The sequence below is a fragment of the Streptomyces cyaneus genome (assembly GCF_004028635.1).
GTDB classification, from domain to species: domain Bacteria; phylum Actinomycetota; class Actinomycetes; order Streptomycetales; family Streptomycetaceae; genus Streptomyces; species Streptomyces cyaneus.
In genome coordinates, this window is sequence record NZ_RQJW01000003.1 from 252,803 (window position 1) to 266,011 (window position 13,209).

General features: G+C 69.7%; 10 protein-coding genes. 7 read left to right on the plus strand and 3 right to left on the minus strand.

What is annotated here, in order from left to right; all coding sequences use genetic code 11:
- The first annotated feature begins 156 nt into the window (after window positions 1-156).
- The 5 genes from EHO50_RS10310 (at window position 157) to glgB (ending at window position 7,878) form a co-directional block, all read left to right on the plus strand.
- Complete coding sequence (locus EHO50_RS10310; RefSeq protein WP_128429581.1) at window positions 157-456, plus strand: DUF5133 domain-containing protein; 300 nt, start codon at window positions 157-159, stop codon at window positions 454-456.
- A 71-nt stretch (window positions 457-527) separates the two neighbouring features.
- Window positions 528-2,540 carry an alpha-1,4-glucan--maltose-1-phosphate maltosyltransferase gene (locus EHO50_RS10315; protein WP_128429582.1) on the plus strand — a complete coding sequence of 671 codons (2,013 nt, stop codon included), beginning with the start codon at window positions 528-530 and terminating at the stop codon, window positions 2,538-2,540.
- Between the two features lie 5 nt (window positions 2,541-2,545).
- Window positions 2,546-4,264: a maltose alpha-D-glucosyltransferase gene (gene treS, locus EHO50_RS10320; protein WP_128429583.1), complete on the plus strand. Its 1,719-nt coding sequence runs from the start codon at window positions 2,546-2,548 to the stop codon at window positions 4,262-4,264.
- A gap of 41 nt (window positions 4,265-4,305) precedes the next feature.
- Window positions 4,306-5,667, plus strand: a complete 1,362-nt coding sequence (locus EHO50_RS10325; protein ID WP_128429584.1) for a maltokinase N-terminal cap-like domain-containing protein — start codon at window positions 4,306-4,308, stop codon at window positions 5,665-5,667.
- 3 nt (window positions 5,668-5,670) lie between these two features.
- On the plus strand, window positions 5,671-7,878 hold the full coding sequence (gene glgB, locus EHO50_RS10330) for a 1,4-alpha-glucan branching enzyme (RefSeq protein ID WP_128429585.1): 2,208 nt from the start codon (window positions 5,671-5,673) through the stop codon (window positions 7,876-7,878).
- 25 nt (window positions 7,879-7,903) lie between these two features.
- Here the strand turns inward: glgB and EHO50_RS10335 are convergent, their stop codons facing one another.
- The gene (locus EHO50_RS10335; RefSeq protein WP_128429586.1) at window positions 7,904-8,173 is read right to left on the minus strand and encodes a DUF6480 family protein; all 270 of its coding nucleotides are present in this window, start codon (window positions 8,171-8,173) and stop codon (window positions 7,904-7,906) included.
- Between the two features lie 151 nt (window positions 8,174-8,324).
- Between EHO50_RS10335 and EHO50_RS10340 the strand changes: the two genes are divergently transcribed.
- Window positions 8,325-10,232, plus strand: coding sequence for an AMP-dependent synthetase/ligase (locus EHO50_RS10340; protein ID WP_128429587.1), 1,908 nt, complete (start codon window positions 8,325-8,327; stop codon window positions 10,230-10,232).
- Window positions 10,233-10,266: 34 nt separating this feature from the next.
- Here the strand turns inward: EHO50_RS10340 and EHO50_RS10345 are convergent, their stop codons facing one another.
- Together EHO50_RS10345 and EHO50_RS10350 are read right to left on the minus strand one after the other, a co-directional pair.
- Window positions 10,267-10,827 carry a fibronectin type III domain-containing protein gene (locus EHO50_RS10345; RefSeq protein ID WP_128429588.1) on the minus strand — a complete coding sequence of 187 codons (561 nt, stop codon included), beginning with the start codon at window positions 10,825-10,827 and terminating at the stop codon, window positions 10,267-10,269.
- A gap of 9 nt (window positions 10,828-10,836) precedes the next feature.
- Window positions 10,837-11,439: a hypothetical protein gene (locus EHO50_RS10350; RefSeq protein ID WP_128429589.1), complete on the minus strand. Its 603-nt coding sequence runs from the start codon at window positions 11,437-11,439 to the stop codon at window positions 10,837-10,839.
- 346 nt (window positions 11,440-11,785) lie between these two features.
- Here EHO50_RS10350 and EHO50_RS10355 point away from each other — a divergent pair, with 346 nt between their 5' ends.
- Window positions 11,786-13,186 (plus strand): NAD(P)/FAD-dependent oxidoreductase, encoded by a 1,401-nt coding sequence (locus EHO50_RS10355; protein WP_164904839.1) that lies wholly within the window; start codon window positions 11,786-11,788, stop codon window positions 13,184-13,186.
- The last annotated feature ends 23 nt before the right edge of the window (window positions 13,187-13,209 follow it).

Sequence of the window (13,209 nt, forward strand, 5' to 3'; positions counted from 1 at the left end):
CTGGGGTGGTTGAAGCTCCAACAAGACGCTGAGTCGTCAACCGTGCACCATGTGTGAAGACCTCGATGCCCGTAACGGAACCCGTGTGTGCGCGCACGGGTGCCGCCCGACGGTCGGGAGACGCGCCATCGAGCAGCCCGGAAGGTGAACGGCGCCATGCTGCTACCGGCCAAAGCCGAAGTCGCTCGGCAACTGCGGCGATATCGGGCCTGGGAACGCGCCATGCTCGCGGCCCCTGCCGACCACACGGTGCGCGCCACTTTCGAGGACGCCGGGTACACCCTGTGCGTGCTGATGGGAAAGCGCTGCGCGCGCGAGGCCGCGGACGCGGCGGAACGCTATCTGCGCATCACCCCGGCGGCCTACCTCCGGGAGCAGGACGAGCGGCCCCATCTGACCGCCATCCGGCGGGGCCCACCGAGATCACGGCGGTGGCGTTTCCTTGCCGGGAGGTAGTCACCTTCCGGCGCAGTTTCGACCCCCCGGCCGGGCCTGGTGCCCGGCCTCGAGCACGGCGGAGGTGAACCATGGGCAGGACCAAGACGAAGACCGGAACCAGGACCAGGACCGGGACGATCGGCCGCATCCCGGTACGGGACGTACAGCCGGCCGTGGAGTGCGGCAGGCATCCGGCGAAGGCGGTCGCGGGAGAGACCTTCGAGGTCACCGCCACCGTGTTCCGCGAGGGCCATGACGCCGTGGCCGCCAATGTCGTGCTGACCGATCCGGACGGCCGTCCCGGCCCGTGGACGCCGATGCACGAGCTGGCCCCGGGGAGCGACCGCTGGGGCGCCAAGGTGACGCCGTCCTCGGTGGGCCGCTGGACCTTCCAGGTGGAGGCCTGGAGCGATCCGGTGGCCACGTGGCGCCACACTGCCCGAATCAAGGTTCCGGCGGGCATCGATGTCGGACTCGTCCTGGAGGAGGGCGGCGAGCTGTACGAGCGTGCGGCGGCCGCGGTGCCCGATGACGCGGGGCGGGCGACCGTGCTGGCGGCCGCGGAGGCGTTGCGGGACGACTCGCTGCCGCCCGTGTCACGGCTGGAGGCGGCGTTCGCGGCGAACGTGGATGCGGTGTTGGGGCGGTATCCGTTGCGGGATCTGGTCACGGCGTCGGATCCGCTGCCGCTGCTGGTGGAGCGCGAGCGGGCCCTGTACGGCTCCTGGTACGAGTTCTTCCCCCGCTCCGAAGGCACCCCCGAACACCCCCACGGCACGTTCCGCACCGCCGCCCGCCGGCTGCCGGCGATCGCCGCGATGGGCTTCGACGTGGTCTACCTCCCGCCCATCCACCCCATCGGCACCACCTTCCGCAAGGGCCCGAACAACACCCTGTCCGCCGGACCCGACGACGTCGGCGTGCCCTGGGCGATCGGCTCCCCCGAGGGCGGCCACGACGCGATCCACCCCGACCTGGGCACCCTCGAGGACTTCGACCACTTCGTGGCCCGGGCCGGCGAACTCGGCCTGGAGATCGCCCTCGACTTCGCCCTGCAGTGCTCCCCCGACCACCCCTGGGTGCACAAACACCCCGAGTGGTTCCACCACCGCCCCGACGGCACCATCGCCTACGCCGAGAACCCGCCGAAGAAGTACCAGGACATCTACCCCATCGCCTTCGACGCCGACCTGGACGGCCTGATCACCGAGACCCTGCGCGTGCTGCGGCACTGGATGGCCCACGGCGTGCGGATCTTCCGCGTGGACAACCCGCACACCAAACCGGTCGTGTTCTGGCAGCGGGTCATCGCCGACATCAACCGCACCGACCCGGACGTGATCTTCCTGGCGGAGGCGTTCACCCGCCCGGCGATGATGCACACCCTGGCCCAGATCGGCTTCCAGCAGTCCTACACCTACTTCACCTGGCGCAACACCAAGCAGGAACTCACCGAGTACCTGACCGAACTGTCCGGCGAGGCGGCCACCTACATGCGGCCGAACTTCTTCGCCAACACCCCCGACATCCTGCACGAATTCCTCCAGCACGGCGGCCGCCCCGCCTTCGAACTCCGCGCCGTCCTCGCCGCCACCCTCTCCCCCACCTGGGGCATCTACAGCGGCTACGAACTGTGCGAGAACACCCCCCTGCGCAACGGCAGCGAGGAGTACCTCCACTCGGAGAAGTACCAGCTGCGCCCCCGCGACTGGGCCTCCGCCGAACGCGAAGGCCGCACCATCACCCCCCTGATCACCCAGCTCAACGCCATCCGAAGGAGCCACCCCGCCCTCCACCGGCTCAGGAACCTCCGCTTTCACCAGACCGACAACGACGCGCTCATCGCGTACAGCAAACGCACGGGTCCGGACACCGTTCTGGTGGTCGCCAACCTTGATCCTCACCACACCCAGGAGGCCACGGTCTCGTTGGACATGCCGCACCTCGGCCTGGACTGGGATGCCTCCCTGTCCGTGCACGACGAACTGACGGGTGAGACCTACCGCTGGGGCAGGACCAACTACGTACGTCTGGAGCCCGGCAGGGCCCCCGCGCACGTGCTCCACGTCCAGGCATCACCACCGCAGATCGGAGGGTCTTGAGCCTCATGACCGTCAACGAGCCCGTGCTGGACACCTTCGAGGACACCCCTGCCAAGGATCGTGACCCGGACTGGTTCAAGCGCGCCGTCTTCTACGAGGTCCTGGTCCGCTCCTTCCAGGACAGCAACGGCGACGGCGTCGGCGACCTCAAAGGCCTGACCGCCAAACTCGACTACCTGCAATGGCTCGGCGTCGACTGCCTGTGGCTGCCACCCTTCTTTAAATCACCCCTGCGCGACGGCGGCTACGACGTCTCCGACTACACGTCCGTGCTCCCCGAATTCGGTGACCTCGCCGACTTCGTCGAATTCGTCGACTCCGCCCACCAGCGCGGCATGCGGGTGATCATCGACTTCGTCATGAACCACACCAGCGACCAGCACCCGTGGTTCCAGGAATCGAGGAAAGACCCCGACGGCCCCTACGGCGACTACTACATGTGGGCCGACGACGACAAGCAGTACGCCGACGCCCGCATCATCTTCGTCGACACCGAACCCTCCAACTGGACGTACGACCCGGTCCGGGGGCAGTACTTCTTCCACCGCTTCTTCTCCCACCAGCCGGACCTGAACTACGAGAACCCGGCCGTGCAGGAGGAAATCCTGGCCGCCCTCCGCTTCTGGCTGGACCTCGGCATCGACGGCTTCCGGCTCGATGCCGTGCCCTATCTGTACGCGGAGGAGGGCACGAACTGCGAGAACCTTCCCGCCACCCACGAGTTCCTCAGGCGCGTCCGCCGCGAGATCGACGCGATGTACCCGGACACGGTGCTGCTGGCGGAAGCGAACCAGTGGCCGGAAGACGTCGTCGACTATTTCGGCGACTTCCCAAGCGGTGGCGACGAATGCCACATGGCCTTCCACTTCCCCGTCATGCCCCGCATCTTCATGGCCGTACGGCGGGAATCCCGCTACCCGGTCTCGGAAATCCTCGCCAAGACGCCGGCCATCCCCTCCGGCTGCCAGTGGGGCATCTTCCTGCGCAACCACGACGAGCTGACCCTCGAAATGGTCACCGACGAAGAGCGCGACTACATGTGGGCGGAATACGCCAAGGACCCCCGCATGCGCGCCAACATCGGCATCCGCAGGCGACTCGCCCCGCTCCTCGACAACGACCGTCATTCGATCGAGCTGTTCACCGCCCTGCTGCTCGCCCTGCCGGGCAGCCCGATCCTCTATTACGGCGACGAGATCGGCATGGGCGACAACATCTGGCTCGGCGACCGCGACGCCGTACGCACGCCCATGCAGTGGACCCCTGACCGCAACGCAGGCTTCTCCTCCTGCGACCCGGGGCGCCTCTGCCTCCCCACGATCATGGACCCGGTCTACGGCTACCAGGTGACGAACGTCGAGGCATCGATGGCCTCCCCGTCCTCTCTCCTGCACTGGACCCGCCGCATGATCGAGATCCGCAAGCAGAACCCGGCCTTCGGACTCGGCTCCTACACGGAACTCCAGTCCTCCAACCCGGCGGTGCTCGCCTTCCTGCGCGAATACGAGGACGACCTCGTGCTGTGCGTGAACAACTTCGCGCGGTTCGCGCAGCCCACCGAGCTCGACCTGCGCGAGTTCAGCGGACGCCACCCGGTCGAACTGTTCGGCGGGGTCCGTTTCCCGGCGATCGGTGAGCTGCCGTATCTGCTGACCCTCGGGGGCCACGGCTTCTACTGGTTCCGGCTCTCCCGAGTCGCATCCCGCATCGGCAGACGACTTTGAGCGTGAGCTTCGAGCGTGTGCCGAGGAAAGGACGGGTCACCATGCAGAAGACCGCATCTCCCCGACCGAGCCGTACGGTCGACGCGAGCCCCATGGCCTCGCTCGCCGGGCTGCTGCGCGAATGGCTGCCACGGCAGCGCTGGTTCGCGGGCAAGGACCGGCCCGTCACGGACCTCGCGCTGCTGTCGATGACAGAGCTGTTCCCGGGCTGTCTGCATCTGCTGGTGCACGCCGGCCACTCGGCGGTGCCCGCACCGGGCGGCGCTCCCCCGGCCGGCGACTGCTACCAGCTGCTGCTCGGCGTACGGCAGCATCTGTCGCCGCGCCTGGGGAAGGCGCTCATCGGCATTGCCGAGGAGGGGCCGCTGGCCGGCCTGACGGTCTTCGACGCGCTTCAGGACCCCCGCTCGGCCCAGTTGCTCCTGGACCGGCTGCGGCACCCCGGCACGGCGGGGCCCCTGCGTTTCGAGGCGGACCCGTCCATGTCGCTGCCGGCCGGGCTCGTGCCCCGGCTGCTGGACGCCGAGCAGTCCAACTCCTCGCTGGTGTACGGCGACGCGTACATCCTGAAGCTCTTCCGGCGCATCCAGCCGGGCGTCAACCCCGACCTGGAGCTGTCCGGCGCGCTGGCCGAACAGGGCTGCCGTCGCGTACCGGCCCCGGTGGCCTGGTTCCGGACGACGCATCCCTGGGAGGCCACGCTCGGTGTGCTGCAGCCGTTCCTGCGGGACGCCTCCGACGGCTGGACGCTCGCGCTGGACGCGCTGGCCTCGGGCGGCGACTTCACGGCGGAGGCCCGTCAGCTGGGGCGGGCGACGGCGGAGGTGCATCTGGCGCTGGCCTCGGCCTTCCCCTCCCGGGCCCACGGCGAGAACGGGCGTACGGCGGCGGCGATGACCGAGCGCCTGGAGATCGCCGCGCACTTCGTCCCCGCGCTCCAGCCCTACGTCCCAGGACTGCGCACCGCCTTCGGCGCCCTCGCCAGCTGCGACCCCGGGCCGCCCGCCCAGCGCATCCACGGCGACCTGCACCTGGGACAGGTGCTGCGGGCCGGCCGGGAGTGGTTCGTCATCGACTTCGAGGGCGAACCGTCCCGCCCGCTCGCCGAACGGCGCGGCCTGCACTCGCCGGTGCGGGACATCGCCGGCATGCTGCGCTCCTTCGACTACGCCGCCCGGCAGCGCCGCCCGTGGCGTCCGGAGTGGGCGCGCCGCTGCCGGGAGGCCTACTGCGCGGGCTATGCCGCCCTCGCGGGCTGGGACCCGCGCAAGAAGCACGGCCTGCTGCGTGCGTATGAGACCGACCGCGCCGTGTACGAGGTGCTGTACGAGGCCCGGCATCGACCCGACTGGTTGCCCGTACCGATGGCGGCGATCGAACGCCTCGCCGTGAGAGGAGCCTGACCCATGGCCCTGCACGAGACCTCGCGCCCCGAGTCGGCCGGACCGGGCCGGCCCGCCGCCGCGCCTGCCCTGGACCCGGCCGACCGTGAGCGCCTGCTGTCGGGCGCCCACCACGATCCGCACGCGCTGCTCGGCGCGCATCCCGTCCCGGGCGGGATCGCCGTGCGGGCGCTGCGCCCCTTCGCGCGTGCGGTGAGCGTCATGGTCGACGGCGAGCGCACCGGGCTCGTCTCGGAGGGCGGCGGCCTGTTCTCCTGCGTTCTGCCGCTGGATGCGATCCCCGCGTACACGCTGCTGGTGTCGTACGCCGAGGACGGGTCCGACGAGCGCGAGGTCCATGACCCGTACCGCTTCCTGCCCGCCCTCGGCGAGCTCGACCTCCATCTCGTCCGCGAGGGCCGGCACGAGGAACTGTGGAAGGCGCTCGGTGCCGAGCCGATGACCCACCAGGGCGTGGCCGGCACCCGCTTCACCGTGTGGGCGCCGAACGCCCGGGGCGTGCGGGTGGCCGGGGACTTCACCTGCTGGGACGGGACGGCGTTCCCGATGCGGTCCCTCGGGGCGTCCGGGGTGTGGGAGCTGTTCCTGCCGGGCATCGGCGAGGGCACCCGGTACAAGTTCGAGATCACCTCCCGGTACGGTCACCGCTTCCTCAAGGCCGACCCCATGGCACGCCGTGCGGAGGTCCCGCCCGACACGGCGTCGATCGTGCACGCCTCCCACTACGAGTGGGGCGACGAGAGGTGGATGGCGCACCGGGGTGACGTCCCGGTGCACCAGGCCCCCTTCTCGGTCTACGAGGTTCACCTCCCGTCGTGGCGGCCGGGCCTGACGTACCGCGGGCTCGCCGAGGAGCTGCCCGCGTACGTCAAGGACCTCGGTTTCACCCATGTCGAGTTCATGCCGGTCGCACAGCACCCCTTCGACGGTTCCTGGGGCTACCAGGTCACCGGCTTCTACGCGCCGACCGCCCGGCTCGGTACGCCCGACGACTTCAAATACCTGGTGGACGCCCTGCACCAGGCCGGCATCGGCGTGATCGTGGACTGGGTACCGGCCCATTTCCCCAAGGACGACTGGGCGCTGGCGCGCTTCGACGGAGACCCGCTGTACGAGCCCGGAGACTCGCGGCGTGCCGAGCATCCGGACTGGGGGACGTTCGAGTTCGACTACGGACGTACCGAGGTGCGCAACTTCCTCGTCGCCAACGCCACGTATTGGTGCGAGGAGTTCCACATCGACGGGCTCCGGGTGGACGCGGTCGCCTCCATGCTCTACCTCGACTACTCGCGGGACTCCGGGCAGTGGGCGCCGAACGTGTTCGGCGGGCGGGAGGACCTGGACGCGATGGCGTTCCTGCAGGAGATGAACGCGACCGTGTACCGGCGCAACCCGGGGGTCGTCACGATCGCGGAGGAGTCGACCGCCTGGGAGGGGGTGACCCGGCCGACCGACAGCGGCGGGCTGGGGTTCGGGCTGAAGTGGAACATGGGCTGGATGCACGACTCGCTGCAGTACATCGCCAAGGAGCCGGTGCACCGCAAGTACCACCACAACGAGATGACGTTCTCGATGGTGTACGCCTACAGCGAGAACTACGTCCTGCCGATCTCCCACGACGAGGTGGTCCACGGCAAGCAGGCGCTGGTCTCCAAGATGCCGGGCGACTGGTGGCAGCGACGCGCCAACCACCGCGCCTACTTGGGCTTCATGTGGGCCCACCCCGGCAAGCAGCTCCTCTTCATGGGCCAGGAGTTCGCCCAGGGCGCGGAGTGGTCGCAGGCGCACGGTCCCGAGTGGTGGCTGCTGGATCCCGGGTACGCGTCCGCGGGTGACCATCGTGGTGTGCAGGACCTGGTCCGTGACCTCAACACGTTCTACCGGGCCACTCCTGCCCTGTGGGAGCGGGACACCGACCCCGGCGGCTTCCAATGGGTACTCGGCGACGCCGCCGAGGACAACGTCTTCGCCTTCCTCCGGTTCGGCGCCGACGGCGACGTCCTGCTCGCCGTCTCCAACTTCTCCCCTGTCGTCCGTCACGACTACCGCCTCTGGGTGCCGGACCATATCGACGTCTGGCAGGAGACCCTCAACACCGACGCCGCGCACTACGGCGGCAGCGACGTCACCAACCCCGACCCGCTCAAGCCGGAGGACGGGCACATTCGGCTGACGTTGCCTCCACTCGCCACGGTGTGGTTGTCGCCTTGATCCCGTGAGCCCGGGTCGGTGGGGCTCAGAGGATCAGGATGAGGGCGTAGACCAGGAAGAAGGCGGCGATCAGGGCCGCGAGCACGAGGATCAGGGCCAGGGGCGCCTTGGCCCAGCCCTTGGGCGGATTGTGTGTCTCCCGGGGGCCCGCGCCGGGCATGCTGCTCTCCGCGGGCGGGGTCTCGCCGGGAGGTACGCTCCCGCCGGGCTCGAGGCCGGTGGTGCGCTCGGGCTCCGGATCGGGGTTCGGACGGTGGTTCGGGGCGGAATTCGGATCAGGGTTCGCATATGTCATGCCACCCGAGTTCCCCCACTGCGCCTAGATCACCGAACGGGGTCAATTGTCAGATCCGGGCACCGCGCGCTCTCAGCTGGGCTAGATTCGGGCAGCGCCGATAACAGTACTCATCGGTGACGTCACACCCGGTACGCATCAGGAGCAGCGCATGCGCGATCTCGGCCTCGCTCCCCCGACCGTCACACCTCTGACCGGCGGGCTCGCCGACAGCGTCTTCGAGACGGCGGCCCTCGCTCCCACACTGCCGATGCTCGCGCGCCGCCCCGATCCCTCCTCCACCACCTGGGAGGAGGTGTCCGCCGTGGAACTGCGCGACGAAGTGACCGATCTGGCCAAGGGGCTGATCGCGTCCGGGATCTCGCCGGGACACCGCGTGGCCATCATGGCGCGCACACGTTACGAGTGGACGGTGCTCAGCTACGCGCTCTGGGCGGTGGGCGCCGAGGTGGTCCCGATCTATCCGACGGCATCGCGCGACCAGGTCGAGTGGATCCTGCGGGACGCCGAGTGCGTGGCCGTCGTCGTCGAGGACGAGCAGGCGATCATGACGGTCGGCTCCGTGTGCGGATCGCTGCCGCAACTGCGCCATGTCTGGCAGCTGGACACGGGAGGGCTCGGGCAGCTCGTGGAGCGGGGCGAGTTCATTCCGCTCACCACGGTCGAGTCGCTGCGCCGCATCGTGCTGCCGGACTCCACCGCCGCGGTCATGTACACCTCCGGCACTACGGGCCGTCCCCTGGGCTGCGCGCTGAGCCACCGCGGTCTGGCGAGCCCCTGCGACACGCTCCTCGCCGGCTGGGGCCACACGGTGATCCCGCCCGGCGAGCAGCAGGGGTCGGTGCTCGCCTTCCTGCCCTTCTCCCATGTGTACGGCCTCCTGGTGCAGGCCATGTGCATCCGCGGCGGAATGCTGATGGGGCACGAGCCCGACCTCAACGAGGCCGCACTGTCGTCGGCGCTGCGCACCTTCCGGCCGACCTGGTTCTGCGCCGTACCGTCGATCTTCGAGAAGATCTACAAGAACTTCCTGCGGGCGGCCCAACAGACGGGCCGCGGCGCGCTGTTCGAGCGGGCCGCCGACACGGCACGGGACTTCGCGGCGGCCCTGGAACGGCAGCGGTTGGGCGGCGGCCCCGGGCCCGGTTTCGATCTGCGGCTGCAACACGCCCTGTACGAGCGGACGGTGTACCGCAAGCTGCGGGCCGCGCTGGGCGGCAGGGTGTGCCGGGCGACGTCCGGCGGTTCGCCCCTGAACCGTGAACTCTCCCTGTTCTACGAGGGCATCGGCATCTACGTGAACGACGCCTACGGGCTCACCGAGACCTCCGGCGGGGTGACCGCGCAGCCGGTGGGCCGGGAGATGTCGGGGACGGTCGGGCAGGCCCTGCCGGGCGTGGACATCCGGGTGGCCGACGACGGGGAGATCCTGGTGCGGGGGCCGTCGGTGTTCCAGGGCTACGTCAACGACGAGGCCTCGACATGGGCAGCGCTGCGCGGTGGCTGGCTGGCCACCGGGGATCTGGGGCGTTTGGACTCCGACGGCTATCTGACGATCACGGGGCGCAAGAAGGACGTCATCATCACGAGCAGCGGCAAGAGCGTCTCCCCGGCGCTCCTGGAGCAGCGCCTGCGACAGCATCCGATGATCCATCAGGCCGTGGTCGTGGGCGACAACCGGCCCTGCATCGGTGCGCTGATCACCCTGGACCCGGACTTCCTGGCGTTCTGGCGCGAGTCGCTCGCGGTGCGCAGCGACGCGCGGATCCGGGAGGCGCGGGAGGAGAACGCGCTGCGGGAGGAGCTCGCCCGGGCCGTGGCCGCCGCCAACAGCGCGGTGTCCCGCTCGGAGTCCATCCGCGTGTTCCGGGTGCTGCCGGAGCCCTTCGACGTGGCCAGCGGCTTGCTGACACCGTCGATGAAGCTGCGCCGGGACGCGATCGTGCGGCACTACGCGCCGCAGATCGACGCGATGTACCAGGCCCGCTCGCGCGCGCCCCGGGAACACGTGGTGGACGAGCTGGCGCACTGGGACGACGCGGACAACGTCTTCCGCTGAGCGGCGAGCGCCGAGCGCCGAGCGCCGAGTGGAGCTATTCGCCGGTGGTGAGCCTTACGACGTTCGACTGCTCGCCGAGGACGAAGGCGCGGATGCGGTAGGTGGCGTGCTGCTCTCCCGGCAGGGGGACGAACTCGGTGGCCTCGGTGTTCGGGGCGAGCACGGCTACCGGGTCGTACCGGTCGCTGTTCTTCTTGCGGAGCTCCAGGAGGAAGCCGTCCTCGTCGGCCAAGTGGTCGGTCCAGGTGAAACGGATGCGGTCCGGCTGGTCGAGCCGGACCGGCCGGACGGTGGGGCCCCGGTAGGACCGCAGCCGGTAGTGGAAGGTGGTGTGCGGCATGAGGTCGGGGTGGCGGTAGCTCGTCACCTGGGGGGCGAGGTACCGCAGGACGGTGTACGGACCGGCTTCCTCGGTCGCGAACTCCAGGACGTGGCCCGCGATGCCGGGTCGGGTGTCCCGCCAGTCGAGGTCGATGTCCGTGGGTGTCGTGAGGACACCTCGCAGCGGCTGTTCGGCGTCGGCCGTGCCGGCCGTGCAGGCCGACAGCGCCAGGAGCAGCGCTGCCGACGCTGCGATGCGCGCCTTTCCTCGCATACGGCGCCGCTACTTGCGCCAGAAGCGGATGTTGCTCCACTCCACGGTGGCCGGCCCGCTGCCGCTGTTGGTGCGGTAGGCGCCGAACTTGTCGTAGAAGCTGCCGCCGGGGCTCGCATAGGTGTGCTCGAGCGAGCCGTTGATGTAGGTGCGGTGCTCGACGCCGACCTGGTGGACCGTGTTGACGCGGACGGTCGCGCCGACTGTCCCGGCATTGGAGAGTGTCGTGCCGCCGTGCACCGCGTACAACCTGCCGCCGCGTTCGACGGCGAGCATGAAGTACGGGCCGGAGGCGGACTCGTTGAAGGTCTGCTTGAGGCTGATCCGGGTGCCGCTGAGGCTGGTGATGCGGAAGTAGCCCTCGAACTGGCGCGTTCCTCCGGTGTAGGTGGCGTAGCGCCGTTCAGCCCGTTGGTCACCGCTCGCGGTGGAGCAGGTGAGCCGGAACGTCAGGCCGTCGACCTGGCCGCAGCCGCGCTCCTGCACGGAGTAGCCGGGTGAGACCGACTGCCAGCCGCCGGGCTCGACTTCGGCGAAGGCCTGCGGGGCGGCGAGCAGAGATGTGGCGCACAGCGCCGAGGTGACGGTGAAGGTGCGCAGGCGTGCGAGCATCCTGCCTCCTGTCCGAGGTGGGGGTGGGCCGCACGTCACGCACGCTGGTCACGCGCACTGGCACATCGGTCACGTACATGAACTGCGGACCCTGACTTGGACGAGCGACTGGCACGCTAGGTCCAGACCAATCAACCGTCAAGAGATCACGCGTACATGTCTTTCGCTTCCGAACCGGTGTGCCCTCGCGCAGGTTGGGGCAGGGTGGCTGTCGACGGGTTCATCTGCCTGCCGCACCCGGCTGGCGGAACGACCGGTGGCGCGGTGGGATCGGTGCGTGCGAAGCAGCGATCCAGGGGCAGGCGAACGACGTCGAGGCAGACCGCCTGGAGCCGCAGAAGGGAAGATCACCGTGACACGACCCAGGATCCTGGTGGTTGGCGCAGGCTTCGCCGGAGTCGGCTGCGTTCGCCGACTGGAACGCAAACTCTCCCCGGACGAAGCCGAGATCACCTTGGTGACGCCGTCCTCCTACCAGCTCTACCTGCCACTTCTGCCCCAGGTCGCCTCCGGCGTCCTGACCCCACAGTCGATCGCCGTGTCACTGCGCCGCAGCCGCAAGTACCGCACCCGGATCATCCCGGGCGGCGCCATCGGCGTGGACCTCGCGGCCAAGACCTGCGTCATCCGCACCATCACCGACGAGGTCGTCAACGAGCCGTACGACTACATCGTGCTGGCCCCCGGAAGCATCACCCGCACGTTCGACATCCCGGGGCTCACCGACAACGCGTACGGCATGAAGACGCTCGCGGAGGCCGCCTACCTCCGCGACCACGTCATCTCCCAGCTGGACCTCGCCGACGCCAGCCACGATCCGGCCGAGCGGGCCGCACGGCTGCAGTTCGTGGTGGTCGGCGGCGGTTACGCGGGCACCGAGACCGCCGCGTGCCTGCAGCAGCTCACCCACAACGCGGTCAAGCGCTATCCGCGGCTCGACCCGAAGCTGATCCGGTGGCATCTGATCGACATCGCGCCGAGGCTGATGCCCGAGCTCGGCGAGAAGCTGGGCAGTGACGCCCAGGAGATCCTGCGCAAGCGTGGCATCGAGATCTCGCTGGGCGTGTCCATCGCGAAGGCGGGTCCCGACGAGGTCACCTTCACCGACGGCCGCGTCATTCCCACCCGGACCCTGATCTGGACCGCCGGTGTCGTCGCCAGCCCGCTCATCGGCACGCTCGGCGCGGAGACCGTCCGGGGGCGGCTCGCGGTCACGGCCGAGATGAACCTGCCGGGCCACGACGGTGTGTTCGCCCTCGGCGACGCCGCCGCGGTGCCCGACGTGGCGAAGGAGGAGGAGGGCGCGGTCTGCCCTCCTACCGCCCAGCACGCCATGCGCCAGGGCAAGGTCGTCGCCGACAACGTCATCGCGTCCCTGCGCAACCAGCCGCTGCGGCCGTACAAGCACAAGGATCTCGGCCTGGTCGTCGATCTCGGCGGCCGCGACGCCGTCTCCAAGCCCCTCGGCATCGAACTGAAGGGCCTGCCCGCCCTCGCCGTCGCCCGCGGCTACCACTGGTCGGCACTGCGCACCAACGTCGCCAAGACCCGCGTCATGACGAACTGGCTGCTCAACGCCGTCGCGGGGGACGATTTCGTGCGCACCGGGTTCCAGTCCCGCAGGCCGGCCAAGCTGAAGGACTTCGAGTTCGTCCACGCGTATCTGACGCCGGAGCAGCTGCGGGCGCAGGTCACCGGGGAGCACGGCGCCGACGGGGCGGACGGGGCGGACGGGGCGGACGGGTGAGGTGACGGCCTCGGCCGAGCCCC

Coding starts and splice junctions, on each gene's coding strand:
- treS (WP_128429583.1), top strand. CDS start 2,546: ATGACCGTCAACGAGCCCGTGCTGGACACCTTCGAGGACACCCCTGCC.
- EHO50_RS10335 (WP_128429586.1), bottom strand. CDS start 8,173: ATGACATATGCGAACCCTGATCCGAATTCCGCCCCGAACCACCGTCCG.
- EHO50_RS10350 (WP_128429589.1), bottom strand. CDS start 11,439: ATGCTCGCACGCCTGCGCACCTTCACCGTCACCTCGGCGCTGTGCGCC.
- EHO50_RS10345 (WP_128429588.1), bottom strand. CDS start 10,827: ATGCGAGGAAAGGCGCGCATCGCAGCGTCGGCAGCGCTGCTCCTGGCG.
- EHO50_RS10310 (WP_128429581.1), top strand. CDS start 157: ATGCTGCTACCGGCCAAAGCCGAAGTCGCTCGGCAACTGCGGCGATAT.
- EHO50_RS10315 (WP_128429582.1), top strand. CDS start 528: ATGGGCAGGACCAAGACGAAGACCGGAACCAGGACCAGGACCGGGACG.
- glgB (WP_128429585.1), top strand. CDS start 5,671: ATGGCCCTGCACGAGACCTCGCGCCCCGAGTCGGCCGGACCGGGCCGG.
- EHO50_RS10340 (WP_128429587.1), top strand. CDS start 8,325: ATGCGCGATCTCGGCCTCGCTCCCCCGACCGTCACACCTCTGACCGGC.
- EHO50_RS10325 (WP_128429584.1), top strand. CDS start 4,306: ATGCAGAAGACCGCATCTCCCCGACCGAGCCGTACGGTCGACGCGAGC.